22 protein-coding genes are annotated in these 24,744 nt (G+C 60.9%); 17 read left to right on the forward strand and 5 right to left on the reverse strand.

From position 1 onward, the window contains the following. The first annotated feature begins 241 nt into the window (after nucleotides 1-241). Entirely contained in the window at nucleotides 242-2,236 is a 1,995-nt protein-coding gene (locus O8B93_RS10650) for a putative bifunctional diguanylate cyclase/phosphodiesterase (RefSeq protein WP_269709775.1), read from the forward strand. A 43-nt stretch (nucleotides 2,237-2,279) separates the two neighbouring features. Here the strand turns inward: O8B93_RS10650 and O8B93_RS10655 are convergent, their stop codons facing one another. The 3 genes from O8B93_RS10655 to O8B93_RS10665 all read right to left on the reverse strand — a co-directional run bounded on the left by O8B93_RS10655 (nucleotide 2,280) and on the right by O8B93_RS10665 (nucleotide 6,602). Continuing rightward, nucleotides 2,280-3,356, reverse strand: a complete 1,077-nt coding sequence (locus O8B93_RS10655; RefSeq protein WP_269709777.1) for an Ldh family oxidoreductase — start codon at nucleotides 3,354-3,356, stop codon at nucleotides 2,280-2,282. 93 nt (nucleotides 3,357-3,449) lie between these two features. Beyond that, nucleotides 3,450-6,224, reverse strand: coding sequence for a DNA translocase FtsK (locus tag O8B93_RS10660; protein WP_269709779.1), 2,775 nt, complete (start codon nucleotides 6,222-6,224; stop codon nucleotides 3,450-3,452). Between the two features lie 153 nt (nucleotides 6,225-6,377). Then, the gene (locus O8B93_RS10665) at nucleotides 6,378-6,602 is read right to left on the reverse strand and encodes a hypothetical protein (protein ID WP_269709781.1); all 225 of its coding nucleotides are present in this window, start codon (nucleotides 6,600-6,602) and stop codon (nucleotides 6,378-6,380) included. Here O8B93_RS10665 and O8B93_RS10670 point away from each other — a divergent pair. The 10 genes from O8B93_RS10670 to O8B93_RS10715 all read left to right on the forward strand — a co-directional run bounded on the left by O8B93_RS10670 (nucleotide 6,601) and on the right by O8B93_RS10715 (nucleotide 14,332). Further along, on the forward strand, nucleotides 6,601-8,208 hold the full coding sequence (locus tag O8B93_RS10670) for an ABC transporter substrate-binding protein (RefSeq protein WP_269709783.1): 1,608 nt from the start codon (nucleotides 6,601-6,603) through the stop codon (nucleotides 8,206-8,208). The two genes, O8B93_RS10665 and O8B93_RS10670, sit on opposite strands and share 2 nt — an antisense overlap. A gap of 9 nt (nucleotides 8,209-8,217) precedes the next feature. After that, nucleotides 8,218-9,207, forward strand: coding sequence for an ABC transporter permease (locus O8B93_RS10675; protein ID WP_269709785.1), 990 nt, complete (start codon nucleotides 8,218-8,220; stop codon nucleotides 9,205-9,207). Then, on the forward strand, nucleotides 9,204-10,034 hold the full coding sequence (locus O8B93_RS10680; RefSeq protein WP_269709786.1) for an ABC transporter permease: 831 nt from the start codon (nucleotides 9,204-9,206) through the stop codon (nucleotides 10,032-10,034). The genes O8B93_RS10675 and O8B93_RS10680 overlap by 4 nt, the downstream gene beginning before the upstream one ends. After that, nucleotides 10,031-10,834 carry an ABC transporter ATP-binding protein gene (locus O8B93_RS10685; RefSeq protein ID WP_269709788.1) on the forward strand — a complete coding sequence of 268 codons (804 nt, stop codon included), beginning with the start codon at nucleotides 10,031-10,033 and terminating at the stop codon, nucleotides 10,832-10,834. Before O8B93_RS10680 ends, O8B93_RS10685 begins: the two co-directional genes overlap by 4 nt. Next, the gene (locus O8B93_RS10690) at nucleotides 10,831-11,619 is read left to right on the forward strand and encodes an ABC transporter ATP-binding protein (RefSeq protein ID WP_269709790.1); all 789 of its coding nucleotides are present in this window, start codon (nucleotides 10,831-10,833) and stop codon (nucleotides 11,617-11,619) included. Before O8B93_RS10685 ends, O8B93_RS10690 begins: the two co-directional genes overlap by 4 nt. A 3-nt stretch (nucleotides 11,620-11,622) precedes the next feature. Beyond that, on the forward strand, nucleotides 11,623-12,741 hold the full coding sequence (locus O8B93_RS10695) for a pyridoxal-phosphate-dependent aminotransferase family protein (protein ID WP_269709792.1): 1,119 nt from the start codon (nucleotides 11,623-11,625) through the stop codon (nucleotides 12,739-12,741). A 165-nt stretch (nucleotides 12,742-12,906) separates the two neighbouring features. After that, nucleotides 12,907-13,095 carry a hypothetical protein gene (locus O8B93_RS10700; RefSeq protein WP_046800845.1) on the forward strand — a complete coding sequence of 63 codons (189 nt, stop codon included), beginning with the start codon at nucleotides 12,907-12,909 and terminating at the stop codon, nucleotides 13,093-13,095. Between the two features lie 66 nt (nucleotides 13,096-13,161). Beyond that, on the forward strand, nucleotides 13,162-13,647 hold the full coding sequence (locus O8B93_RS10705; protein ID WP_065117048.1) for a helix-turn-helix domain-containing protein: 486 nt from the start codon (nucleotides 13,162-13,164) through the stop codon (nucleotides 13,645-13,647). A gap of 14 nt (nucleotides 13,648-13,661) precedes the next feature. Beyond that, on the forward strand, nucleotides 13,662-14,066 hold the full coding sequence (locus O8B93_RS10710) for a VOC family protein (RefSeq protein WP_269709795.1): 405 nt from the start codon (nucleotides 13,662-13,664) through the stop codon (nucleotides 14,064-14,066). A 56-nt stretch (nucleotides 14,067-14,122) separates the two neighbouring features. Beyond that, nucleotides 14,123-14,332 (forward strand): hypothetical protein, encoded by a 210-nt coding sequence (locus tag O8B93_RS10715; RefSeq protein ID WP_405049054.1) that lies wholly within the window; start codon nucleotides 14,123-14,125, stop codon nucleotides 14,330-14,332. Nucleotides 14,333-14,497: 165 nt separating this feature from the next. Here the strand turns inward: O8B93_RS10715 and O8B93_RS10720 are convergent, their stop codons facing one another. Beyond that, nucleotides 14,498-16,309: an IlvD/Edd family dehydratase gene (locus O8B93_RS10720; protein ID WP_269709799.1), complete on the reverse strand. Its 1,812-nt coding sequence runs from the start codon at nucleotides 16,307-16,309 to the stop codon at nucleotides 14,498-14,500. A 524-nt stretch (nucleotides 16,310-16,833) separates the two neighbouring features. On the opposite strand from O8B93_RS10720, the gene ytfQ reads away from it, so the two are divergent. The 5 genes from ytfQ to O8B93_RS10745 all read left to right on the forward strand — a co-directional run bounded on the left by ytfQ (nucleotide 16,834) and on the right by O8B93_RS10745 (nucleotide 22,160). Continuing rightward, the gene (gene ytfQ / locus O8B93_RS10725; RefSeq protein WP_269709801.1) at nucleotides 16,834-17,793 is read left to right on the forward strand and encodes a galactofuranose ABC transporter, galactofuranose-binding protein YtfQ; all 960 of its coding nucleotides are present in this window, start codon (nucleotides 16,834-16,836) and stop codon (nucleotides 17,791-17,793) included. A gap of 71 nt (nucleotides 17,794-17,864) precedes the next feature. Further along, nucleotides 17,865-19,388 (forward strand): sugar ABC transporter ATP-binding protein, encoded by a 1,524-nt coding sequence (locus O8B93_RS10730; protein ID WP_269709803.1) that lies wholly within the window; start codon nucleotides 17,865-17,867, stop codon nucleotides 19,386-19,388. Continuing rightward, nucleotides 19,388-20,431: an ABC transporter permease gene (locus tag O8B93_RS10735; protein WP_269709925.1), complete on the forward strand. Its 1,044-nt coding sequence runs from the start codon at nucleotides 19,388-19,390 to the stop codon at nucleotides 20,429-20,431. Before O8B93_RS10730 ends, O8B93_RS10735 begins: the two co-directional genes overlap by 1 nt. Next, the gene (yjfF, locus tag O8B93_RS10740; protein ID WP_269709805.1) at nucleotides 20,428-21,408 is read left to right on the forward strand and encodes a galactofuranose ABC transporter, permease protein YjfF; all 981 of its coding nucleotides are present in this window, start codon (nucleotides 20,428-20,430) and stop codon (nucleotides 21,406-21,408) included. Before O8B93_RS10735 ends, yjfF begins: the two co-directional genes overlap by 4 nt. A gap of 17 nt (nucleotides 21,409-21,425) precedes the next feature. Then, nucleotides 21,426-22,160: a FadR/GntR family transcriptional regulator gene (locus O8B93_RS10745; RefSeq protein ID WP_080829778.1), complete on the forward strand. Its 735-nt coding sequence runs from the start codon at nucleotides 21,426-21,428 to the stop codon at nucleotides 22,158-22,160. Nucleotides 22,161-22,385: 225 nt separating this feature from the next. Here O8B93_RS10745 and O8B93_RS10750 read toward each other — a convergent pair whose 3' ends face one another. Continuing rightward, nucleotides 22,386-23,603, reverse strand: a complete 1,218-nt coding sequence (locus O8B93_RS10750) for an MFS transporter (protein ID WP_269709808.1) — start codon at nucleotides 23,601-23,603, stop codon at nucleotides 22,386-22,388. 196 nt (nucleotides 23,604-23,799) lie between these two features. On the opposite strand from O8B93_RS10750, the gene O8B93_RS10755 reads away from it, so the two are divergent. Next, nucleotides 23,800-24,738: an AraC family transcriptional regulator gene (locus tag O8B93_RS10755; RefSeq protein WP_269709810.1), complete on the forward strand. Its 939-nt coding sequence runs from the start codon at nucleotides 23,800-23,802 to the stop codon at nucleotides 24,736-24,738. Nucleotides 24,739-24,744 lie beyond the last annotated feature (6 nt).

The raw sequence follows: 24,744 nt of genomic DNA on the forward strand, positions 1-24,744 counted from the left end.
AGCGGTGTAGGGATACATTAGTAAATTAGCGTACTTTTTTGGTCACACTCGTGGGCAGGGGAGAAAGCGGATACGCGATTTAGTGAAACTTAATGTTGCGAACGTATGATGCGTTCTTCCGCCCGGTGTTTTCCGCTCGCATTGGGATAGATCGACAGAAACCCGCGCCGGTGCATTAGTACACGGAAAAGTGGAATAAGCAGTTACTTGATTAAGTATACGCAACACTATGGGAAAGTGCATGAAGCACACATTGGGAGAGGTGAGTGGACAGCAAGACTATCGGCGGCCGGACTCCCGGTTTTCTGATGAACTTCTTGCCCTTTACCAGCGGGAAGGCGAGCGCAGTCGTCGCGGTTCAATCCGGCGAGGCCTGTGGACGGCCGTTTTCATCTATCTGCTATTTGCCGCAACCGACATCATTCTGATACCCGACGTCGCCTTTTATACCATTCTCGCGCGCTTCATCGTCGTCCTGTCATCCTTACTGACCCTGGAGATCCAGCTGCGCAAGGGCGCCAGCACAGCAGCCCTCGATCTCACCTGCGCCACCGCGCTGGTCATGGGTTATATCGGCTGGCTGCTGCCTTCGCTTCTGACCGACAATCTAGAAAACATGTCCTATTACATGGTTTTCGGGGCGATCTTCATGATGGGCGCCAATCTGTTCTTCAGCTTCCGTTTCCATCTGTCGCTGGTGTCATCAGGCATCATTCTCGTCACCTATTTTCTGGCGGCGACGCAGTTTCCCGAGGATGTTTTCTACAAATTCGCATTCGGCACCTTCTACATTTCGTGCTTCGTCTTTACCTCCTATGTAAACTGGAACCTCAATCGCGAGCGTTTCCACGTCTTCGTTAACGGGCTGGAGGCAAAGGCGCAGCAGAAGGCGGCGGATGAGCGTGGGCAGGCGCTGCTGCGGCTTTCCAACACCGATTCCCTAACCGGCCTGCAGAACCGCCGCGCCATCGACCATCATCTGCGCCTGCTGTGGGACAATTGGAGCAAGAAGGAAGAGGGTTTCGCCGTTCTCCTGATCGACGTCGACTTCTTCAAGAAATACAATGACCGCTACGGCCACCAGGAAGGCGACAAATGCCTGATGACGGTCGGCAACGCGCTGCAGGATGCGATCATCGACCACGGCGCCTCCATCGGCCGTTATGGCGGCGAAGAATTCATCGTGCTGGCGCCGTTCAAATCCAAGCAGCAGGTGGGTGAGCTTGCCGAAACGATCCGCCACACCGTCGAAGAGCTTTCGCTTGCGCATGACCAGCGTCGCGACGGCACCTTCATCGTCACCGTCAGCATCGGTGCCTCCTTCACCCGTCCCAACCCGGACGGCAAGCTGGAGAAAATCATCAACGAAGCCGACCGCGCGCTCTACATCGCCAAGGGCAACGGCCGCAACTGCATGAAGCTGTTCGATCCAGAAGATCCGCAGACCAGTGATGAGACCGAGAACATTGCCGCCCTGCTGAAGATCGCCATCGCGGAAAATCTCGTTTCCCTCGTCTATCAGCCGATCCTCAACGTCTCCACCAATGAGACCGCAGGGGTCGAGGCGCTGATGCGGCTTCGCCTGCTGGACGGCAATCCGGTTTCGCCCAGCATTTTCATTCCGATTGCCGAACGAACCGGCACGATCATGGAACTCGGCCTCTGGACCATCAAGACCGTCTGCAAGCACCTTCTGGCCGATGACAGGGTGGACGTCGTCAGCGTCAATGTCTCGCCGATGCAATTGAAAAATCCGGGTTTTGCCACCTCGGTCGCAGCCATTCTCGTGGAGGCCGGCATTGCCGGCAACAGGCTCGCCTTCGAGATCACGGAAGGCGTCGACATGGAAATGCATTCCGACGTGCTGCGCTGCCTGAGCGACCTGAAGACACTGGGCATCAATATCTGGCTGGATGATTTCGGAACCGGTTTCGCCGGCCTTTCCTGGCTGCGCATGACGGATTTCGACACCGTCAAGATCGACCGCTCCTTCCTGCAGGACAGCAACACGCCGCGCGGCCGGGCGATGCTGCAGGACATGATCCGCCTCATCCGCAATCGCGGCCACAAGATCCTCATCGAAGGTGTAGAGACGGAAGAGCAGTTGAGGCTCGTGCGCCAGATGGAGATCGACTACGCGCAGGGCTATTATATCGGCCGTCCGGTTGTCGCCGAAAGACTGGGCGCGGCGGCAACGCCCTATCCCCGCCCCAACATGCTGCTGCGCCCCGCCTGATCCTGCGATGGCGGCTGCCGGCTGCCGTCATCCACGGGCCGCTTTAATGATAGTTTGGCGGGCTGAGCGAGAATTTTTCTGCAAGCTCCGAAAAGGCCGCCCGCGTGACGGGATCGACAGGCGCGCCATCCCTCTCCCGTTTTGCCGCAACGGCCCATTCCCGGTCGCCCGGCGCCATGACCTTGCAATCTTCGCGGGCGGGTGATCCGCGCAGCACTTCGAGATAACGTTTCATGCCCTCGTCGAACACGTCGCGCTCGAGAAAGGCCTCTGGCTTCAGCGCCAGAACGAAGGCTCCGAGCCCGCGCGGCGTTGAAAAATCCAACCCGCCCATGGGGGCGAGATCGAAACTGAGCTTCATGCCGGAGAGAACGGCGCTGAAAATCTCGACCACGCCCGCCAGCGCCGCCCCCTTGAAACCGAACTCACCGCCAACGGGAGCAAGCATCTCGGCGGCATTGGGATCGCGCGTATCGACGCCGTCACTATCCGAGGCGACACCTTGCGGCAGTTGCTGGCCAAGGCTCCGGTAAAGCAGAACACGATTATACGGCACGGCGCTTGTAGCCATATCCAGCAGCCAGGGCATGTCATCCGCCGCCGGTACGCCGACGGCAATGGGGTTGGTGCCGTGGAACCGCATGGCGCCATCATGCAGGCGCACAAAACTGTCCGAATTGCAGAAAACAAGGCCGATATAACCCTGCCGCGCCGCTTCCAGCGCATAAGCGCCGGCCGGGCCGAAATGCGAGGAGTTGCGGATGGCCACCGCGCCGATGCCGAATTTTTCCGCAAGCACCATGGCATTCTCCATGGCCGCATAGGTGGCGCGGGCGCCATGGGCATGATCGGCATCGATCGTTTCCACCGCGCCGAAGCCGGAAACGCGGCTGATCTGCGGTCGCCGATTGAGGCGCCCGCCTTCAAGGGCAGTGACATAGTGGGCAAGCAGGCGCACGCCGTGGCTGTCCACGCCAAGCCTTGTGCCATGCATCATGGCGCGGGTCGCCGCATCGGCCGTTTCCTCATCCGTGCCGACGGCCAGAAAAACGGCGCGGCAGAACCGCTCCAACTCGTCCAGCCTCGCCAGAACATTGGCCTTTTCGTTACCATGCGCCATGAGGGAACCCTACCTAATTCCAGAATCTATGCGGCACAGGCTATTCGCAGGGCGCGCTTTTGCAATCAAATATCGCGCGCCCCAAGGGCAAGATCAGTCTTCCGCCCCGATGGCATCATAGGAAGAGCGCTCACCGGCGATGATGGCGCGCTTGCCGACGTGGTTGGCGGGCCCTACGATGCCTTCCTGCTCCATGCGCTCCACCAGCGAGGCGGCGCGGTTATAACCCACAGACAGGCGGCGCTGGATATAGGAGGTCGAGCACTTCTTGTCGCGCATCACCACCTTGACGGCCTTTTCATAGAGATCGTCACTGTCGTCGTCACCCATCGAGGTCTTGTCGAAGACAGCCGTATCCTCTTCGGCCTCTTCATCCGCGTCTTCAGCGTCTTCGGTGACGGTGCCGAGATATTCCGGACGGCCCTGCGTTTTCAGATGCGCCACGACCTTTTCCACTTCCTCATCCGATACGAAGGGGCCGTGGACACGGGCGATGCGACCGCCGCCCATCATGTGCAGCATGTCGCCCTGGCCGAGCAGATGCTCTGCGCCCTGTTCGCCAAGGATGGTGCGGCTGTCGATTTTCGACGTTACCTGGAAGGAGATGCGGGTCGGGAAGTTCGCTTTGATCGTGCCGGTGATGACATCGACCGAAGGACGCTGCGTGGCCATGATAAGGTGGATACCGGCGGCACGCGCCATCTGCGCCAGGCGCTGGATCGCCCCTTCGATCTCCTTGCCCGCAACCATCATCAGGTCGGCCATCTCGTCAACGATGACGACGATGTAAGGCATGGCCGTAAGGTCCATTTCCTCCTGCTCGTAAACAGCCTCGCCGGTGGCGCGGTCAAAGCCGGTCTGCACGTTGCAGAACACCGTTTCGCCCTTGGCGCGGGCAGCCGCTGCCCTTGCATTGTAGCCGTCGATATTGCGCACGCCGAGACGCGACATCTTGCGATAACGGTCTTCCATTTCGCGCACGGCCCATTTCAACGCCATGACCGCCTTTTTCGGATCGGTAACAACCGGCGTCAACAGATGCGGAATGCCGTCATAAACCGACAGTTCAAGCATTTTCGGATCGACCATGATCAGGCGGCATTCTTCCGGCTTCAGACGGTAGAGCAGCGACAGGATCATGGTGTTGATGGCGACCGACTTGCCCGAACCGGTGGTGCCGGCGACCAGCAGATGCGGCATCTTCGCCAGCTCGGCAATGACCGGCTCGCCGCCGATGGTCTTGCCAAGGCAGAGCGCGAGTTTCTGGCGGGTTTCGGCATAATCGGTCGCTTCGATTAGCTCACGCAGATAGACCGTTTCGCGCACCGGGTTCGGCAGTTCGATGCCGATGACATTGCGGCCGGGCACGACGGCGACACGGGCCGAGAGCGCCGACATGGAGCGGGCGATATCGTCAGACAGACCGATGACGCGAGAGGATTTGACACCGGGGGCAGGCTCGAATTCATAGAGCGTGACAACAGGGCCGGGACGAACATCGATGATCTCGCCCTTGATGCCGAAATCCTCAAGCACGCTTTCCAGAAGCCCGGCGCTCTGTTCCAGCGCTTCGGGCGTCATGGTCGTGGTCTGCTGGACGCGGGCTTCCTGCAGGAGATCGATGGAGGGATATTGATATTCTCCCTCGGCAAAGACCGGCGCTTCGCGGAACATCGGCTGCGAAGCCTGAATGGGTGCGCGTGGCGTGAAGCGCGGCTCTGCCGCTACTCTTGCTACCGGCTGGCTTTCAATCGGCTGGGCCTGCTCGATCGGCCGCTGCGGCTCGATAAAGACGGGTTCCTCCGCCACCGGCTGCGGTGCGATTTCCTGTTCTGCGGCCAGCGCGGCAACCGGAACGACGGCCTGACGCACGCCGATTTCCCGGTAAAGCCGGATCGCGGAGCCGCCCGGCACGGTGACGACCGGCGGCTCGGCTGAAAGCACGACGGCAGCGGCCGACGACACGGCAACGGCAGGGATGGACGCCGTCAGCGCCGGGTTCGTCAAAGCGGGATTTGCCAGCGTCGGATTTGCAAGAGCCGGATTTGCAAAATTGGCGCGCAGATAGGCGGGAACGGTCTCGACCGCTGCACCCGGCAGATCAAGCGTCATGACTTCCCAAAACAGCTCATCCGGCAGGTGGGCGGCAAAGGCCGGAACGGACGCAGCCGGCATGGCGGCCTGCGCCACAGCAACTGGCTGGACAGCAGGCAGCGGCTGGGCGGCGGCAAACACCCTCTGTACCGGCATTTCCACGATGGGCGCGGACGTCACGACCTCCGCTGGCGCCTGTGCGGCGGCCGCGGCTTCTTCCGCCTGTTTACGGGCAAGTTCGAGACGCAATTTGTAGGTCAGCGCCCTGGCGCCGCGCGCATCGGGCGGCTGCGGCAGGAACGGCATGCGCTGCGGCGGCACGCGCTGCTCCGCCGGCTTTACGACCTGATGGGACAGGGCAGCAGCATCCTCATATGCGACAGCCTGCTGCACCGTCGCTTCAGGCTCCACCGTGTCCGGCGCAGCGACAGCCACGGCTTCCTCTTCGAGACTATGTAGTTCTTCCGGAATATTCGGCGTTTCGACCGGCATGCGCCGGCTAAAGACGCTTTCCGGCGTGCGGGTAAAGCGCACATTGGGGCCAAGCACAAAAGCATTCTGCCAGCCGGGCATTTCGGCACGGCCTTCAATGGCGTCTGCTGCGCTGACATCGGCATTGGGCCGGGGCGCGGCACTCGCCTTCATCGCCGTCTGCTGCCCGGCAACCGCCTTGCCGCCGGCATGACGGGCGTTTTCGCTCCCCTCCCCTGCGTTATTGGACGAATTCTGGAATCTGGATCGGGAGAAGCTCATGGCAGCGTGCACACTCATCATAAACGTACATATTTCGGTCTCCCTGAAATAGAAAATAAAGGTTAATTACCCCTTTCCAAACGCCGCCCCGGCGGCAGATTTCGCCTCACCCTCAAGCCCGCTCTGGTATGCGCTAACAGCAAAAACAACGATCAACACTCTGTTTTTGTTTTATTAAATCGGCTTTTCCGCAAACTGGGGATATTCCGCAGCAACGGGGGAAAACCAGATTGGCGTAGGTGAGGCATATTGTTTCTTCAAACTCATCAGCAACGTAAAATCATTGCTGTAAAGGCCGCGAATTAACGTGGACACTGCCGAGGTTGCAGTCTTAAGATCGGCGTGCCGCGGGCCAAGCGGAAAGGCCCGCCTCGCCCTCATTTCCGGAGTGAAATTCATGTCGCCTGTCCAGCTTTCCCGCCGCTCGCTTCTCAAGACCTCACTTGCTCTTGCCGCAACCACGGGACTGGCGGGAATTGCCGCAGCGCAGGAAAAATCCGGCGGGCGGCTGATCGTCGCGGCCGATTCGGAGCCGAAAAACCTCAACCCGGCCATCGTCGCCTCCAATGGCGTGTTTTATATCGCCAGCAAGATTGTCGAGCCGCTGGCGGAAGCCTCCTTTAATGGCAAGGACGGGCTGGAGCCGCGGCTTGCGACCGAATGGCAAGGATCGGATGATGGCTTGAGCGCCACCTTCAAGCTGCGCGAAGGCGTGACCTGGCATGACGGCAAGCCGTTCACCTCGGCGGATGTGGCCTTTTCGGCGCTTTCGGTATGGAAACCGTTGCAGAACCTCGGGCGGCTGGTCTTCGCCAATCTTGAGAAGGTGGAAACGCCTGACGACCACACGGCCGTCTTCCGTTTTTCCAAGCCCACACCGTTCCAGCTCATCCGTAATGCTTTGCCTGTCGTCACCAGCGTCGTGCCGAAACATCTCTATGAGGGCACCGATATCGCCACCAATCCGGCCAATACCAAACCGGTCGGCACCGGTCCTTTCGTGTTTGCCGAATACAAGCCCGGCGAGTATTACCGCCTGACCCGCAATCCGAATTACTGGGCCAAGAACCAGCCGCAGCTCGAGGAAATCATCTATCGCGTCCTGCCGGACCGTGCAGGGGCAGCCTCGGCACTGGAAGCCGAAGAAATCCAGCTGGCCGCCTTCTCCGCCGTGCCGCTCGCCGATCTTGCCCGCATCGCCAAAGAGCCAGGCATCAAGGTAATCGCTGACGGTTATGAGGCCCTGACCTATCAGCTGGTGGTGGAAATCAATCACCGCCGCAAGGAACTGGCTGACCTCAAGGTCAGAAAGGCCATTGCCCACGCCATCGACAAGAAATTCGTCATCGACAAGGTGTTCCTCGGTTATGCCACGGCATCGACAGGCCCCGTGCCGAAAAACGCCCCTGAATTTTATACCGGCGATGTGGAGACCTATGATTTCGACGTTGCCAAGGCCAATGCCCTGCTGGACGAGGCCGGTTATGCTCGCGGACCTGACGGAAAACGTTTTTCGCTGAAACTTCTGCCCGCGCCCTATTTCAACGAAACCAAACAATTCGGCTCCTATCTTCGTCAGGCGCTTCAGGAAATCGGCATCGATGCCGAGCTGGTCAATAACGACGCTGCCGCCCACCAGAAGGCGGTCTATACCGACCACGCCTTCGATCTGGCCGTTGCTCCCCCGGTGTTCCGTGGCGATCCGGCGATCTCCACCACGATTCTCGTGCGCTCCGGCATCCCCGCCGGCGTCGGTTTCTCCAATCAGGGCGGGTATGAGAACAAGGCGCTCGATACGCTGATCGACAAGGCGGCGGAAACCGTGGATACGGCCGCGCGGACAGCACTCTACAAGGATTTCCAGAAACAGGTTACAGCCGATCTGCCGCTCATCAACGTCGCCGAATGGGGCTTCATCACGGTGGCGCGCGATACGGTCAAACATGTCGCCAGCAATCCGCGCTGGGCGGTTTCCAACTGGGCGGACACCGCGGTCGATAGTTGAGGCCGCGCCGTGAAACGTGCGATGTCTTTGCTGCGGCGAAGGGCGATCAGCGCCATTCCGGTGCTGCTGATCGTTCTCATCTTCACCTTCGCCCTGCTTGAAAATGCCTCCGGCGATGCGGTGGATGCCTATCTCGTTTCCATCGGCGGCGGCGATGCCGGGCTGCGGGACGCGCTGCGCGAACAATATGGCCTCAACGGTTCGATGCTGGCCCGTTTCTGGCTTTATGCCAGTTCGGTGCTGCGGCTCGATTTCGGCTGGTCGCTTGCCTTTGACCGGCCGGTGCTGGGGCTGATCCTCGAGCGGCTGCCGAACACGCTGCTCCTGATGGGCAGCGCCACCGCACTCGCCTTCATCCTCGGCACCACGCTCGGCATCGTCGCCGGCGCGCGCCCCGGCGGGCTGGCGGACCGTGTCCTTTCAACGCTTTCGCTTGCCCTTTACGCCACGCCCGGTTTCTGGCTCGGCCTCGTGCTAGCCATCGTCTTTGCCGTGCAGCTTCGCTGGCTGCCGACGTCAGGCATCGAAACCATCGCCTCGGGCAAACAGGGCTTTGCACGGGCGCTGGATATTGCCCGCCATCTCGTGCTGCCGGTCGCCAGCCTCGGCCTCATCTATCTGGCGCTGTTCCTGCGCGTCATGCGCACCGCCATGGCGGCGGTCTGGCCGCTGGATTTCGTGCTTTTTGCGCAATCCAAGGGGCTTTCCAGACGGCGCATCGTGCTGCGCCATGTTGCCCGCAACGCGGCGCTGCCGCTCATCACTGTGCTTGGCCTGCAGGCCGCAACCATGCTGGGCGGCAGCGTGGTGATTGAAAGTGTCTTTGCCATTCCGGGTTTCGGCCGGCTGGCGCAGGAGGCCGTCAGCGGTCGTGATACGCCGCTTCTGATGGGCATCATCCTCACCAGCGCCGTCTTCGTCATCCTCGTCAATCTCGCCGTCGACATTCTCTATTCCATTCTCGATCCGCGCATCGGCAGCGGGGAGAATGCGGCATGAATTTCGTTCTCCGGCTCCTACGCAATTTCGAAGGGGTGACGGGCACCATCATCCTGACATTGCTGGCGGTAATTGCGCTCTCCGCTCCCCTCCTGTTCCCCGGCGATCCGCTGGCGATCGTCGGCGAGCCGCTGATTGCGCCCTTTACAGATGCGGCCCTGCCGCTCGGCACCGACCGGCTGGGCCGCAATGTGCTGGCCGAACTTGCCCATGGCGCGCAGGCCTCCCTGCTCGTCGGCATGGGTGCGGCCGCCGCAGCACTTGTTTTCGGCACCGTCATCGGCACGATTGCCGGTTTTGCCGGCGGCCTTGTGGATGAGGCGCTGATGCGTGTCACCGATGCCTTCCAGATCGTGCCGAATTTCCTGCTGGCACTTGCCTTTGTCAGCACCATCGGCCCCTCAATGCCGACAGTCATTCTGGCCATTGCGCTCGGCGCGTGGGCGGATCCGGCGCGGTTGATGCGGGCGCAGGTGCTGAGCATCCGCGAGCGGGACTATGTGCAATCCGCCCGCGCCATCGGCATGCATCCGCTGGAAATCGCCTTCCGGCAGATATTGCCCAATGCCCTGCCGCCGGTTCTGGCGTTCGCCGCCATCATCGTTGCCGCGGCCATCCTCACAGAGGCGGCGCTCTCCTTCCTCGGGCTTGGCGATCCCAATATCGTCACCTGGGGCTCGATGATCGCGGAAGGACGCAACGTGCTCCGCTCGGCGGCGTTCCTGTCCGTCATCCCCGGCATCGGTCTGCTGGTGACCGTGCTCGGTGTCTATCTTTTCGGAGAAGGCATCAACCGGGCAATGTCGACGAGGAGGCAGGCCCCATGAGCGGCAACGCCCTTTGCCGGATAGACGATCTCAGCGTCCGTTACGCTGCGGCCGATGCACCGGCGCTGCACAAGGTTTCCCTGACGATACGGCAGGGGCAGCGACTGGCGATCATCGGCGAAAGCGGCTCGGGCAAATCCACGCTCGGCAAGGCGATCGCCGGGCTTCTGCCGCAGACAGCGCGGGTCTCGGGCGATATATCCTGGAGCCGTGACAGCGGCCTTTTCACCGGCAGGCCGATGCCGGGGCGCGATATCGGCACGATCTTTCAGGATACCGGCGCGACACTGAACCCGGTCCTGACCATCGGTGAACAGGTGGCGGAAGGCGCTGTGCGGCATCTCGGCCTCTCATGGAAAGCGGCGCACGATCTTGCTCGCGATCTTCTGGAAAAAGTGCGGCTGCCGCATCCCTCCCATCTGCTCTCCGCCTATCCGCACCAGCTTTCCGGCGGGCAGAGGCAACGCGTGGCGATTGCCGCCGCCATTGCGGCGCGCCCTTCGATCCTGATTGCCGACGAGGCGACGAGCGCGCTCGACACGGTAACCCAGGCGGCCATCGCCACCCTTCTCGATGATCTCGTGCGCGAGGAAGAAAGAACGCTTGTCTTCATCACCCATGATATCGGCCTTGCCTCCAGCCTTGCCGACGACATCGCGGTTTTAAGCGCCGGCGAGCTGGTGGAACACGGCCCGGCGCGGCGGGTGCTTTCCGCGCCCGCGCATGCCTATACCCGGGCGCTGCTTGCCGATTACCTCGATCTTTCGACCCCGCCGCTCGTCAGCGAGGCCGTGCCATGAATGAAACCCTTCTGAGCGTGGACGGCCTTTCCAAGACCTACCGCACCGGCGCAAGAACGGTGACGGCGCTCTCCGATATCTCGTTTTCGCTCAAGCGCGGCGAGACGCTGGGCCTTGCTGGCCCCTCCGGCTGCGGGAAATCGACACTGGCGCGCATCCTCATGCGGCTGATCCCCGCCGACGAAGGCACGGTCCGTTTCGAAAACCGCAACTGGCTCTCGCTTGGCGGCAGTGCATTGCGCACCGCCCGGCAGCAGATGCAGATGGTGTTTCAGGATACGCATGGCGCCTTCAACCCACGCGCCACCGTCGAGGACGCCATAGGCGAGCCGCTGCGCATTCACCGCATCGTTCAGAGACGCGAGCGCCCGGCGGAGATACGCCGCCTTCTCGAGCGTGTCGGCCTGCCTGCCGCCTATGCCGGTCGCTCCGTCTTCGAACTTTCGGGCGGGCAGAGGCAGCGTGTGGCGATTGCTCGTGCCATTGCCCTCAAGCCGTCGCTTCTCATCATGGACGAAGCGGTCTCGGCGCTTGATGTTTCGGTTCGCCGGCAGATTCTCGAACTGCTGGTGGAAATCCAGCGGGAAACGGCGATTTCCTGTATTTTCGTTTCCCACGATCTCGCCGTCATCCGCGCCGTCTGCCACCGTGTCGCGATCATGGAGACGGGTCGGATTGTTGAAATCGGCGGGACCGGAGCGATCATTTCCATGCCGCAATCCTCGACCGCCAGAAGCCTGATTGACGCCGCGCCGCGGCTCATCACCACCACCATGCAAGGATAAGACATGCCCGCCCCGGATTATGCATTGCTCCTCGACCCGCCCGCTTTCCCCGCCGAGCGTTACGCCGTGCTGGCCGACCGGCTTGCGGCCCTGATGGGCACAAAAAACGACGTGCTGCTGATACAGGCGGAAGCCGTGCTGGCGTTGGAGGCGGCGGCGACAAGCCTCGCGCGGCCGGGGCTGAGGGCGCTCAACATCGTCACCAGCCCCTATGGCGCATGGTTCGGCGGCTGGCTGGAACGCGGCGGCGCGACGGTGCGCAACCTGACGGCCAGCCCGGCAAAGCCGGTGACGCTCGCCGAGGTGGAACGGGCTCTGGATGACGGGCCGGGCTTCGATCTTCTCGCCATCGTGCATGCGGAATCGGCAAGCGGCATTCTCAACCCCCTGCCCGCCATTGCCGCGCTGGCGCAGACCAGAGGCGTCGTCACGCTGGTGGATGCCGTCGCCTCGATTGGCGGCCATGCCTTCGAGGTCGACAGACTGGGCATCGATATCGCCGTCATCGGGCCGCAGAAGGCGCTGGCCGGCCCGGCAGGCATATCGGCCATTTCGGTCAGCCCAAAAGCATGGGAACTTCTTTCGCACGACAAAGCACTCAGCAACTCCATGCTCTCGCTTCTCGACCAGAAACAGCTCTGGCTGGATGCCGGCCGTGGCGCACTGCCCGGAACACCGGCGCCGCTGGAATTTTACGCGCTGGAGGCCGCACTCGACAGGATCGAGGCTGAGGGTCTGCCAGCCGCCAATGCGCGCCACGAGCGGGCAGCGGCGGCCACCCGTCATGGCATCAGGGCACTCGGCATCGCCAACTGGGTAGAAGACGCGCATTCCTCAGCCCTCGTTTCCACGGCGATCCTGCCGGATACTATCGAAGCCGGAGCGTTTCTCGCCGCTATATCCAGAGAGCATGGCGCGGATATTTCCGCCGGCGTCGGCCCCGGCGCGGAACGGCTGATAAGGCTGAACCACACCGGTCGCCGCGCGCATCCGCAGGCGGTGAAAGCCAATATCGCAGCCGTCTCAAGCGCCCTGAAAAACCTCGGCCATGCCACCGATACCGATTCCGCGCTGGAAGCGGCCGAAAAGAGCTATTCCGAGGTCGCTACGAAAGAGGTTTGAGGACACCCACAAACATTCATTGCGTGAAATCCGGCACCGGTGAAACGCCAATCACGACATTGTTGTTAAAAATAGTAGACAAATTCCGTGGCCAATCTTGACGAAATCATGGCAACGCGCGAAACTTAACACACCGTTAACTCGCGTGAAGAAGGGAAACTGGCCATGGTAGCAGGGTTCAACATGCTCTCCTTTGACCTCTTTGGCATCGGCCGAAGAATGCCCGTCGTCAATGAGCGGGTGGAGACCGAGTTTCAGGACAAGACGCCGCGCCGGCCGGACGACGAACAGCATGATGACGACCGTGATCAGGAATATGAACTGTTCTTCTGGTCGCTTTATCCGGTGATCTAGATCACCCGCAGCGGCTCGCCGGCATGAACCTTGCCAAGGACGGCAGGTTCATTCAATGATTGCCACATGCCGTCTGGAAATGAAAAGAACTCTGCAAACAGAGACTTGTTGCTCCTGCGCCGCCTGCTGCGCGCCAGGGATCATATGGACGCGGCACCGCATGAGGCATGGCCCGTTTCACGCCTTGCAAAAGTCAGCGGTGCCTCGCAGGCGCATTTCGCAAGATCGTTTCGCGATGCCTTCGGCATACCCCCTCACCGCTATCTGCTGACCCGCCGGGTGGAGCGCGCCGTGGCGCTTCTGCGCGACACCGACCTTCCAGTCATCGACATCGCCTTGCAGACCGGCTGGAACAGCATCGGCACATTTGGCCGCGTCTTCCGCGATGTAACCGGGGAGAACCCGAGCGAAGTGCGGCGACAAATGCGGCTTTCGCCTGCCGATCTCGAGCAGGTTCCCCATTGCTTCGTCAGCGCCGCCCATCGCCCCCATCTCACAATCGCAGTTTCGGAGAAGCGCCGACAGGCGAAAGGCGGTAGGCACGATGAGTGAAAGGGAGATAGCTCATGAAAAATGGTGTTCAAGTCGTCGGGCTTTACGTTCATGACCAGGACGAGGCGCTGCAATTTTATGTCGAAAAACTCGGATTTCGTGTGCATACGGACGCACGCAACGGCGATTATCGCTGGTTGACCGTGCAGCATCCGGATCAGCCGGATTTCCAGCTCGGCCTGTTTCGGCCGCAGGCCCCGACCGTTGACGAGGCGACGGCGCAGAATCTGAACGAAGCCGTGGCCAAGGGCGCCATGCCGCCTTTGGTTCTGGTGGTCGAGGATTGTCAGAAGGCCTTTGACGCCATGCACAAACGCGGCGTCGAATTCACCCAGGAACCGATCACGCGTTACGGCTCGGTGGATGCGAGTTTCCGCGACCCTTCCGGCAATGGCTGGAAGCTCGTTCAGGCCCGTTGAGGCAAACGTGTGTCACATTCCATCATGGATGCTTTTTCTCGGGGGCGACTTTGATCTTGCAAAAATGGATAAGGCAGAGCCATCGGTGGCTGGGCATTCTGCTGACCGTTACCATTCTGGCGAACTTCGCTTCGATGGCTTTCGGCCCGACACCACCGGTGATCGTTTATGCCCCGCTTCTTCCGCTGACTTTGCTTGTCGTCAGCGGGCTCTACATGTTCTTCCTGCCTTATCTGAGAAAGCCGCTCTCCCCCTCGAAGGAGTAGGCGGGCGGGCAACGAGGCGCTGTATGCCTCACGCATCAGAAACATTGCGGCGGCTTTGAAGTCCGGCGCTTCATCGATGCCCGAAAATATTTCAGCCCCGGGACGACGCCCCGGGGCTGATTTTTAGCTGATTTTTAAAGGCGGCCGGCCGAAACGGCCTTGCCTTTAGTGGTTGTCGCGCGGCAGGCCCTTGGTCTGGGCGATGCGCTGGTACTTGACCGCCGGTTCCAGAACCGCGCCGGTTTCCATCTGGCTGACGATACCGCGCTGGATTTCCTGCCATGGCGTCTGGTGGTCAGGGAACTTGTAGCCGCCTTCGGCTGACAGCGCCTCGTAACGCTTGGCGAGTTCTTCACCTGAAATCAGGATATCCGCCTTGCCGCGGCCCACATCGATGCGGACGCGGTCGCCCGTCTGCAGAATGGCAAGACCGCCGCCGGCCGCCGCTTCCGGGGAAGCGTTGAGGATGGACGGGCTGCCCGACGTGCCGGACTGACGGCCATCGCCGATACAGGGCAGCGAACTGACGCCTTGCTTCAGAAGATAATCCGGTGCGCGCATGTTCACCACTTCCGCTGCACCCGGGTAACCGATCGGGCCTGCACCGCGCATGAATAGGACGGTGCTGGCGTCGATGCCGAGCGACGGATCGTCGATGCGGTGATGGTAATCTTCCGGACCATCGAACACCACGGCGCGGCCTTCGAAGGCCTCCGGATCATCAGGGTTGGAGAGGTAACGATTGCGGAATTCTTCCGAGATCACGCTCGTCTTCATGATGGCGGAGGAGAACAGGTTACCGCGCAACACGCGGAAACCGGCGCGCTCCTTGAGCGGCTGCTCATAGGGGCGGATGACCTTCTCGTCCTCGATGATCGCGCCACGGCAATTGTCGCCGATGGTCTTGCCATTAACGGTCATGGCATCTTCCATGATCAGTCCCTGCGTCATCAGCTGGTTGACGACTGCGGGCACGCCGCCGGCATGATAATAATCCTCGCCGAGATATTCGCCAGCCGGCTGCAGGTTGACGAGCAGCGGCACGTCTTCGCCATAGGTCTGCCAGTCATCCACCGTCAGCTCGACGCCGACATGGCGGGCAAGGCCGTTCAGGTGGATCGGCGCGTTGGTGGAGCCGCCGATGGCGGAATTGACGCGGATGGCGTTGATGAAGGCATCCTTGGTCATGATGTCTGATGGCTTCAGGTCTTCCTTGACCATTTCCACGATGCGCAGGCCGGTCAGGTAAGAGACTTCCTGACGGTCACGATAGGGCGCGGGGATGGCGGCAGAGCCGGGAAGCTGCATGCCGAGCGCTTCGGCCAGCGAGTTCATGGTCGTTGCCGTGCCCATGGTGTTGCAATAGCCGGTGGACGGCGCCGACGAGGCGACGAGCTTGACGAAGCCCTGATAGTCGATCTCGCCCTTCGCCAGAAGTTCGCGTGCCTTCCAGACGATGGTGCCGGAGCCGGTGCGCTCACCACGGAACCAGCCGTTCAGCATGGGGCCGACGGAGAGGGCGATGGCGGGAATGTTGACGGTGGCCGCCGCCATAAGACAGGCAGGCGTGGTCTTGTCACAGCCGATGGTCAGAACGACGCCGTCGAGCGGATAGCCATAAAGCACTTCCACGAGGCCGAGGTAAGCGAGGTTACGGTCGAGACCGGCGGTCGGACGCTTGCCGGTTTCCTGGATCGGATGCACCGGGAATTCGATCGCGATGCCGCCGGCTTCGCGGATGCCTTCACGCAGGCGGTTTGCCAGTTCCAGATGGTGACGGTTGCAGGGCGAAAGATCCGAACCGGTCTGGGCAATACCGATGATCGGGCGATCGGACTGAAGCTCGGCCTGGCTCAGACCGAAGTTCATGTAACGCTCGAGATAAAGTGCCGTCATATCCGCATTGGCGGGGTTGTCGAACCAGGCGCGCGAGCGGAGCTTGCCCTGAGTTGCAGGAAGATTATCAGATGTCGTCATGATGCGGGTCTCCAGCCGGAAGTGGCCAACGGTAAAATATTACGAATTGCGACAAGCTTATGTTGTGCGCAAGGAAAATGGAATCAGCGTCTCGGAGATCACGCATAACCGACAGTGCGAGCGCAGACGAGTGGCATTGGGCTGCTCATCGGCTTTAACCGAATATTTTTCAGTATTTACGGCCATCGCGGAACTGCGCAACGGAATCTCCCTCCCTCTTTTGCCGGTTCAATTGCGGGTCCTGCGACGCCAAATCACGACAAAAATCATCTTCTTATTTGTATTACTATTAGACCTTGCCACATCCTGTCAAGCGATATAGCGCTTGACAGGGCGACGGTGCCCGCCGTTCGAACCAGAAAGCGTGAATATCTTATAATATTGATTTATATAAATTTATTTCAGAATTTCGTGACGTAGGCGTCACTTTAAAATTGAAATATACAAAAATGCCCCTTTTCAAGAGTATTACTATATGCTCATAGTGCGTCCGTCACGCTGACATCATCTCTGGGAGGAATAAGATGAGAAAAGCTCTCGCGACAGTCACTGTCGCCGTTTCGCTGTGCCTTGCATCCAGTGTTTCCGCAAAATCGCTCACCGTTGGCTTCTCGCAGATCGGTTCGGAATCCGGCTGGCGTGCGGCTGAAACCACTGTCACCAAGCAGCAGGCCGAAAAACGCGGCGTCACGCTGAAATTCGCCGACGCGCAGCAGAAGCAGGAAAACCAGATCAAGGCCGTTCGCGGCTTTATCGCGCAGGGCGTCGATGCGATCCTGATCGCACCCGTCGTCGCAACCGGCTGGGACGCTGTTCTGAAGGAAGCCAAGGAAGAAAAAATCCCCGTCATCCTGCTCGATCGCCAGATCGAAGCGCCTGACGATCTTTATTTGACCGCGGTCACCTCGGATCAGGTGCACGAAGGCAAGGTCGCCGGTGACTGGCTGGTCAAGGATGTCGGCGCCAAGGACTGCAAGGTCGTGGAACTGCAGGGCACCACCGGCTCTTCGCCTGCCATCAACCGCAAGAAAGGCTTCGAGGAAGCCATTGCTTCGCACAAGAACATCAAGATTGCGCGCTCGCAGACGGGTGACTTCACCCGTACCAAGGGCAAGGAAGTAATGGAAAGCTTCATCAAGGCTGAAGGCGGCGGCAAGGATATCTGTGCCGTTTACGCTCATAATGACGACATGGCCGTCGGCGCAATCCAGGCCATCAAGGAAGCCGGCCTGAAGCCCGGAACCGACATCAAGGTCGTCTCCATCGATGCCGTTCCTGATATCTTCAAGGCCATGGCCGCCGGCGAAGCCAATGCGACGGTGGAACTGACGCCCAACATGGCAGGCCCGGCCTTCGACGCGCTCGAAGCCTATCTGAAAGACAAGAAGGCGCCGGCAAAGTGGATTCAGACCGAATCCAAGCTCTACACGGCGTCTGATGACCCGATGAAGGTCTACGAGGCGAAGAAGGGCCTGGGCTACTAAGCCATTTCTTCGAAAGGAGCGGCACCTCCCCGTGCCGCTCCGTCGTCGCATTCTTATCCGGGACCTCATCAATGTCCGAAACGGCACCACTTCTGGAAGCACGCGCCATCGGTAAATCCTTTCTGGGGATCACGGCGCTGGACGGCGTTGATTTTTCGCTCGGACGCGGTGAAATCCATGCGCTTCTCGGCGAAAACGGCGCGGGCAAGTCGACGCTCATCAAAATCCTGACCGGCGTCTACCACCGCGACAGCGGCTCGATCTTTCTCGACGGGAACGAGATATCACCCACCAATGTTGGTGAGGCGCAGGCGCTCGGCATCGGCACCGTCTACCAGGAGGTAAACCTTCTCGAAAACCTGACCGTTGCGGAAAATCTCTTTCTTGGCCGCCAGCCGCATCGCTTCGGCATGATCGACCGGGCCTCGATGCAGAAGCAGTCCCAGGCGCTGCTGGCGCAGTACGGGCTTTCCATCGACGTCAACGCCCTGCTGTCCAGCTATTCCGTCGCCATCCGCCAGATCATTGCCATTGCCCGCGCCGTCGATCTTTCCGGCAAGGTGCTGGTGCTGGACGAGCCGACCGCCAGCCTCGATGCCCATGAGGTCGAGATGTTGTTCGGCGTGTTGAGAAACCTGCGCGCGCGCGGCATCGGCATCATCATCATCACCCACTTCCTCAATCAGGTCTATGACATCGCCGACCGGGTGACGGTTCTGCGCAACGGTCGTCTCGTCGGCACGCGCGATATCGGCAGCCTGCCGAGATCCGAACTCATCGCGATGATGCTGGGCCGCGAATTGCAGCACATCACCCATGAACATCAGGCAGCGGATGATACGGTCGTTGATGGCGAACCGCCGATCCGTTTCGAAGGTTACGGCAAACGCGGCAGCATCGCCCCTTTCGACCTTGGCATTCGCCCCGGCGAAATCGTCGGTGTCGCAGGTCTTCTCGGCTCCGGCCGCACCGAAACGGCTTTCCTGCTGTTCGGCGTCGACAAGCCCGATACCGGCAAGGCCACGATCGACGGAAAGACGGTGGCGATTTCCTCTCCCGAAGCCGCCATCACCGCCGGTTTTGGCTTCTGCCCGGAAGAGCGCAAGACTGATGGTATCATCGGCGATTTTTCGGTGACCGACAATATTGCGCTGGCGCTTCAGGCCCGTCAGGGCTGGGCACGGCCATTGTCCCGTCGACAGAAGGCGGAGCTTGCCGAAAGCTTCATCAAATCGCTCGATATCCGGCCAGCCGATCCCAACCGGCCGATAAAATTCCTGTCCGGCGGCAACCAGCAGAAGGCCATTCTGGCGCGCTGGCTCGCCACCCATCCCCGGCTTCTGATCCTCGATGAACCAACCCGCGGCATCGATATCGGCGCACACGCAGAAATTCTCAAAATGATCGAAAAACTCTGTACCGAGGGCATGTCGCTCGTGGTCATCTCCTCCGAACTCGAAGAGCTTACCGCCGTTGCCCATCGTGTCGTCGTGCTCTCCGACCGCCGCCACGTCAGCGAATTGAAAGGTGGCGACGTCACCGCCGACAACATCATGCGGGCCATCGCCGATGCGGCGAAAACGGAGGCGGCATGATGGTGGCTGCGACACGACGCCTCAAACGGCTTGCACCCCAGCTCGCCGCCCTCTTCATCATTCTGGCAGCGATTACAATCATTTCACCTGGGTTTCTGAATGTTTCATTCCAGAACGGACGGCTCTACGGCAGTCTGATCGATATTCTCGTGCGTGCAGCCCCCGTGGCGCTTTTGACGATCGGCATGACGCTGGTAATCGCGACCAAGGGCATCGATCTGTCGATCGGCGCGGTCATCGCCATTTGCGGCGCGGTGGCCGCCACGCTCATCAGCAACGGCCACTCCATCCCCACCGTCCTTGCCATCTCGCTTGCGGTCGGCATTGCCTGCGGCCTGTGGAATGGCGTGCTTGTCGCCCTTCTCGATATCCAGCCGATCATCGCCACGCTGATCCTGATGGTGGCGGGACGCGGCATTGCCCAGCTCATCACGGAAGGTGTCATCCTCACCTTCAACGATGACAGCTTTGCCGCCATTGGCTCAGGCTCCTTTGCCGGCGTTCCCCTGCCCGTCATCATCTGGGTGGCGGCGGCTCTCGTCATCGGCGTTCTGGTGCGCAAGAGCGCGCTCGGTTTCCTGATCGAGGCGACCGGCATCAATCGCCGCGCGGCGGCCCTTGCCGGGGTTCGGGCACGCTTCCTGCTGTTTTTCGTCTATGCCGTCTCCGGCCTCTGCGCGGCCATCGCTGGCATGATCGTGACTGCGGATATTCGCGGCGCGGATGCCAATAATGCCGGGCTGTGGCTGGAACTTGATGCCATCCTGGCGGTAGTGATCGGCGGCACATCGCTGAATGGCGGCCGCTTCTCCATCACCGCATCGCTGATCGGCGCGCTCATCATCCAGACCATCAATACCGGCATTCTGGTTTCCGGTTTTCCGCCGGAATTCAACCTCATCATCAAGGCGGGCATCATCATGGTCGTCCTGACGCTGCAGTCGCCGGCGATCATGGCGGTTCTCGGCTTCGTCAGAACACCAAAGGCGCACGCAAAACCGGCTGCCGCCAACGGCATGACCAAGGAAGGAACCGCGCGATGATCCACAACCGCAACCTGCCCTTCCTCACCACGCTGACGATCTTCGTGATCGCCTATCTGCTGTGCGTGCTGCAATATCCGGCGATCCTGTCGACACGGGTGATCGGCAATCTTCTGACCGACAATGCCTTTCTCGGTATTGCCGCCGTTGGTATGACCTTCGTGATCCTTTCGGGCGGCATCGATCTGTCCATCGGCTCGGTCATCGCCTTCACCAGCGTTTTTGTGGCCGTGATGGTCGGCACCTATAATATTCACCCGCTTCTGGCCTTCGCCATCGTGCTCGTGGTCTCCACGCTGTTCGGCTGCCTGATGGGGGTGATGATCCGGTTCCTATCGATCCCGCCTTTCGTGGTGACGCTGGCGGGCATGTTTCTGGCGCGCGGCGCGGCCTATCTGATATCCACGCAATCGGTGCCGATTTCGCACCCCTTCATCGATGAGATCCAGGGCTTCTATTTCCGCTTTCCGGGCGGTGGCAGGCTGACGGCGCTCGCCATGCTGATGCTCATCGTTTTTGCCGCCGGCATGCTGATTGCCAGCCGCACCCGCTTCGGCGCCAATGTCTATGCGCTGGGCGGCAACCCGCAATCGGCCGAACTGATGGGCGTGCCGATCGGGCGTACAACAATCGGCATCTATGCGCTTTCCGGTTTCCTCTCCGGCCTCGCCGGCATCGTCTACACGCTTTACACCTCGTCGGGTTATTCGCTGGCGACGGTTGGCGTGGAGCTGGATGCCATCGCCGCAGTCGTCATCGGCGGTACGCTTCTCACAGGCGGCACGGGACTGGTGGCCGGAACCTTCGTCGGCCTGCTGATCCAGGGGCTGATCCAGACCTACATCGTTTTTGACGGCACGCTGTCATCCTGGTGGACGAAAATCGTCATTGGCGTGCTGCTTTTCGTCTTCATCGTGTTGCAGCGCGCAATCATCTGGTATTCAAACAGGAGACTGGCCGGACCACATCCGGCATAACGCAAAGGGAGGCTTTATTGGGGCTGCTCGAAACGACGATAAGCGGGCGAAAACGCCGGAACAGCCACGCCCATGTGGTCTCCGAACTCGGCAGCGCCATCGTCTCGGGTAGGATTGCCGAAGGCTCCCTGCTGCCCAATGATGCCGAACTCTCCATGCGCTTTGGCGTTTCGCGCACGGTGCTGCGCGAAACCATGAAGACACTGGCGGCCAAGCGGCTGGTGGAACCCAAGGCCAAGGTTGGCACCCGCGTTCTTGATCGTTCAAGCTGGAACTTCTTCGATCCCGACGTGCTTGGCTGGCGCTGCGAGGCCGGCATTGACCAGGAATTCGTCAAGCATCTGGCGGAAATCCGTCTGGCGCTGGAACCGGCGGCGGCGGCGGCAGCGGCCCTGCAGGCCTCCAATGACGACATCGTGTCCCTCTATGTCATCGCCGCCAAATTCGACAATCCGAAACATACGCCGGAAACCATCGCCAAGGTCGATCTCGAATTCCACCTTGCCGTGGCGCATATGTCCGGCAATCCCTTCATGCGCTCGGCAAGCGGGCTGATCGAAGCCGCCCTTGCCATTTCCTTCCAGCTTTCCTCGCCCGCCGCCTCGCCCGGCACCATCGCCGAGATCGCCTCCAACCATCTGCGCATCGTGCATGCAATTGCCGCGCGTGATGCGGATGCGGCTGTGAAAGCCATGCGGCATGTGATCGAGGTGGGCAAGGACCGGACGCAGAACGCGATCAAGACGGTTTGAAGACGCGGTAACAGGGAACGAGCGGGTGCCCCTTTCGCCTTCTCCCCGTGGGGGAGAAGGTCGCGGCAGCGAGATGAGGGGGCGAGCGTCCCGAAATCCGGAGAGGGTGCCCCCTCATCCGACCCTTCGGGCCACCTTCTCCCCGGCGGGGAGAAGAAATATGTGGCAACGCCTTCGCTTATCTTGGGACGCGCACGAATGCGTGTCCGTTTTTCTTCAACCAACTTACCCCTGTGAGGCCTCGACCTGTGGCACCACGCCCCGGCGTGATGCCATCAGCGACGCACCGAGAAGGGCGGAGATCGCGACGAAAACGAAGACCATGGTCGCGCCATGAAGATCGATCAGCAAACCACCCAGCACCGCACCGCTGGAGATGGCGATCTGAAACGTGGTGAGCAGCAGCGCGCCGGCACTTTCCGCCTCATCGGAAGCAGCCCGGGTGATGAAGCTCTGAACGCTGACCGGCACCGCACCGAAGGCAAAACCCCAGGAAGCGATGGCAAGGCTGGCAATCACGGGCGACGCACCCGCAACGACCAGAACGGACGCCGATGCGGCAATCAGCGTCGCGGCGAAAGTTACCGCCCATGCCGTATTCTTCTCGGCGAGGAAACCACCGAAGAGATTGCCGAAAAAGCCACCGATACCATAGACCAGAAGCACCAGCGAAATAGCCTCCACGCCAAACCCCGTCACGTTTTCCAGGAACGGGCGGACATAGGTGAAGCCGGCAAAGTGGGCCGCAACGATGAAGAGCGTCGTCAGAAGACCGATGCGGACCTGCGGACGCTGCAACAGCCGGAACATGGTGGAAAGCCCGGGAGCACCGGCCGGCGGCAAGGAAGGCACGGTCAGCAATTGCACGATGAGTGCGACGACACCGAGAGCGCCGGAAACGACGAAGGCGGAACGCCAGCCGAGCGTCGCGCCGATCCACGCCCCCACCGGCGCAGCACAGACGGTGGCGACGGAAACCCCTGTCAGGATGATGGCCATGGCGCGCGGCATTTTATCAAGCGGCACGAGCCGGAGCGCCAGCGCCGCCGACATGGCCCAGAAGCCCCCGAGGCCGATGCCCAGCAGAACGCGCGAGGCGAACAGCATGACAAGACCATTGGCAAAGGCGGCCAGCGCGCTGGAAATGATCAGCAGCGTGGTGAGCCCAAGCAACGTCCAGCGGCGGTCGATACTGCGTGTGCCGATGACAATGCCGGGGCCTGCGACCGCCGCAACCAGCGCCGTGACGGTGATGGACTGACCGGCAATACCGGAGCTGATGGCAAGATCGGCCGAAAGCGGTGTCAGAAGGCTGACCGGCAGGAATTCCGCCGTCACCAGTCCGAAGACGCCAAGCGCAAGCGAAACCACGGCGGCCCACTTCGCATCCGGCTCCGTTTGACGCGGCACATATTCGAGTTCGTTTATGGTCCGGTTGTTCATGAAAATCTCCTGATGCGCATTGGCAGAATGCGTCCTGAAACAGAAAGGCGAGGATGAAGGCGAATGGTCAAAGCCGGTGGAAGCCCCGCCCAACAACTGCAAATCGATACGCCGCAGGCTATGCGTGACAGCCCGGCGTTTCCATGCTAGAAAGTCCACATTCCTTAACCAATCGTCCGAATTTGCGAGAGCTGCCATGAATGATGCCTTGACCGAAATGCTGCGTGGCCTGAGGCTCGACGGCGTGGAATATGGCCGCTGCCGCATGGCGACGCCCTGGGCGACGGCTTTTCCCGAACAGGACGCGGCGCGGTTTCACTTCATCGGCGTCGGTCAGGCGAAACTGCAGAAACCTTCCGGCGAGTGGCTGACGCTGACATGCGGCGATGCCGTTCTTCTGCCCCGAGGCCACGCCCATGTGCTGGGCAGTGGTGAGAGCGTGGCGCCGTCTCCCTTTGACCACTTCGGCAAAAAGGAAGTCTGCCAGGGCGTGTTCGACTTGGAATGCGCGAGCGCCGGCGGAGATACCATCGCCTTCACCGCCTCCATGCGTTTCAACATGGATAATCTGCATCCGCTCCTGCAGCTGATGCCGGATGTGATGCTGACCAGCGATCTGGCCAAAAGCGACCCGGCCATTCCGCACCTGCTGGAAGCCATGACGCGCGAGGTGGAGCTGAACCGCGTCGGTGCGGGTGGCATTCTGGCAAGGCTTGCCGATGTATTGACCGCAACCCTGATCCGCACATGGGTGGAACACGGCTGCGGCGATTCCAGCGGCTGGCTCGCCGCCGTGCGCAATCCCGAACTCGGGCGGGTGCTGGCCGCCATCCATCTCAGCCCCGAAAAGGACTGGAGCGTAGAGGAACTCGCCTCACTGATGGGTGCATCCCGTTCCAGTTTCGCAGAACGCTTCACCCGCGTGGTGGGCGAAAGCCCGGCGCGTTATGTGGTGCGCGTGCGCATGCATCAGGCGCGGCTGTGGCTGCGCGAAGGCATGCGCGTAACAGCGGCGGCGGAAAAGCTTGGTTATGATTCCGAAGCCTCCTTCAGCCGCGCCTTCAAACGCGTGATCGGCGCACCACCCAGCCAGTTCCGCAGAAAGGATACCGCCGGGCTGGAGGAAGCCGCATAGGGAATG

It is taken from the genome of Martinezella rhizogenes (genome assembly GCF_027460065.1).
In the GTDB taxonomy this organism is placed as follows: Bacteria; Pseudomonadota; Alphaproteobacteria; order Rhizobiales; family Rhizobiaceae; genus Agrobacterium; species Agrobacterium rhizogenes_C.

Bases quoted from the DNA above. Each gene is read 5' to 3' on its own strand.
- O8B93_RS10650 (WP_269709775.1), top strand. From the start codon at position 242: ATGAAGCACACATTGGGAGAGGTGAGTGGACAGCAAGACTATCGGCGG.
- O8B93_RS10655 (WP_269709777.1), bottom strand. From the start codon at position 3,356: ATGGCGCATGGTAACGAAAAGGCCAATGTTCTGGCGAGGCTGGACGAG.
- O8B93_RS10660 (WP_269709779.1), bottom strand. From the start codon at position 6,224: ATGATGAGTGTGCACGCTGCCATGAGCTTCTCCCGATCCAGATTCCAG.
- O8B93_RS10670 (WP_269709783.1), top strand. From the start codon at position 6,601: ATGTCGCCTGTCCAGCTTTCCCGCCGCTCGCTTCTCAAGACCTCACTT.
- O8B93_RS10665 (WP_269709781.1), bottom strand. From the start codon at position 6,602: ATGAATTTCACTCCGGAAATGAGGGCGAGGCGGGCCTTTCCGCTTGGC.
- O8B93_RS10680 (WP_269709786.1), top strand. From the start codon at position 9,204: ATGAATTTCGTTCTCCGGCTCCTACGCAATTTCGAAGGGGTGACGGGC.
- O8B93_RS10685 (WP_269709788.1), top strand. From the start codon at position 10,031: ATGAGCGGCAACGCCCTTTGCCGGATAGACGATCTCAGCGTCCGTTAC.
- O8B93_RS10690 (WP_269709790.1), top strand. From the start codon at position 10,831: ATGAATGAAACCCTTCTGAGCGTGGACGGCCTTTCCAAGACCTACCGC.
- O8B93_RS10695 (WP_269709792.1), top strand. From the start codon at position 11,623: ATGCCCGCCCCGGATTATGCATTGCTCCTCGACCCGCCCGCTTTCCCC.
- O8B93_RS10700 (WP_046800845.1), top strand. From the start codon at position 12,907: ATGGTAGCAGGGTTCAACATGCTCTCCTTTGACCTCTTTGGCATCGGC.
- O8B93_RS10705 (WP_065117048.1), top strand. From the start codon at position 13,162: ATGCCGTCTGGAAATGAAAAGAACTCTGCAAACAGAGACTTGTTGCTC.
- O8B93_RS10710 (WP_269709795.1), top strand. From the start codon at position 13,662: ATGAAAAATGGTGTTCAAGTCGTCGGGCTTTACGTTCATGACCAGGAC.
- O8B93_RS10720 (WP_269709799.1), bottom strand. From the start codon at position 16,309: ATGACGACATCTGATAATCTTCCTGCAACTCAGGGCAAGCTCCGCTCG.
- ytfQ (WP_269709801.1), top strand. From the start codon at position 16,834: ATGAGAAAAGCTCTCGCGACAGTCACTGTCGCCGTTTCGCTGTGCCTT.
- O8B93_RS10730 (WP_269709803.1), top strand. From the start codon at position 17,865: ATGTCCGAAACGGCACCACTTCTGGAAGCACGCGCCATCGGTAAATCC.
- O8B93_RS10735 (WP_269709925.1), top strand. From the start codon at position 19,388: ATGGTGGCTGCGACACGACGCCTCAAACGGCTTGCACCCCAGCTCGCC.
- yjfF (WP_269709805.1), top strand. From the start codon at position 20,428: ATGATCCACAACCGCAACCTGCCCTTCCTCACCACGCTGACGATCTTC.
- O8B93_RS10750 (WP_269709808.1), bottom strand. From the start codon at position 23,603: ATGAACAACCGGACCATAAACGAACTCGAATATGTGCCGCGTCAAACG.
- O8B93_RS10755 (WP_269709810.1), top strand. From the start codon at position 23,800: ATGAATGATGCCTTGACCGAAATGCTGCGTGGCCTGAGGCTCGACGGC.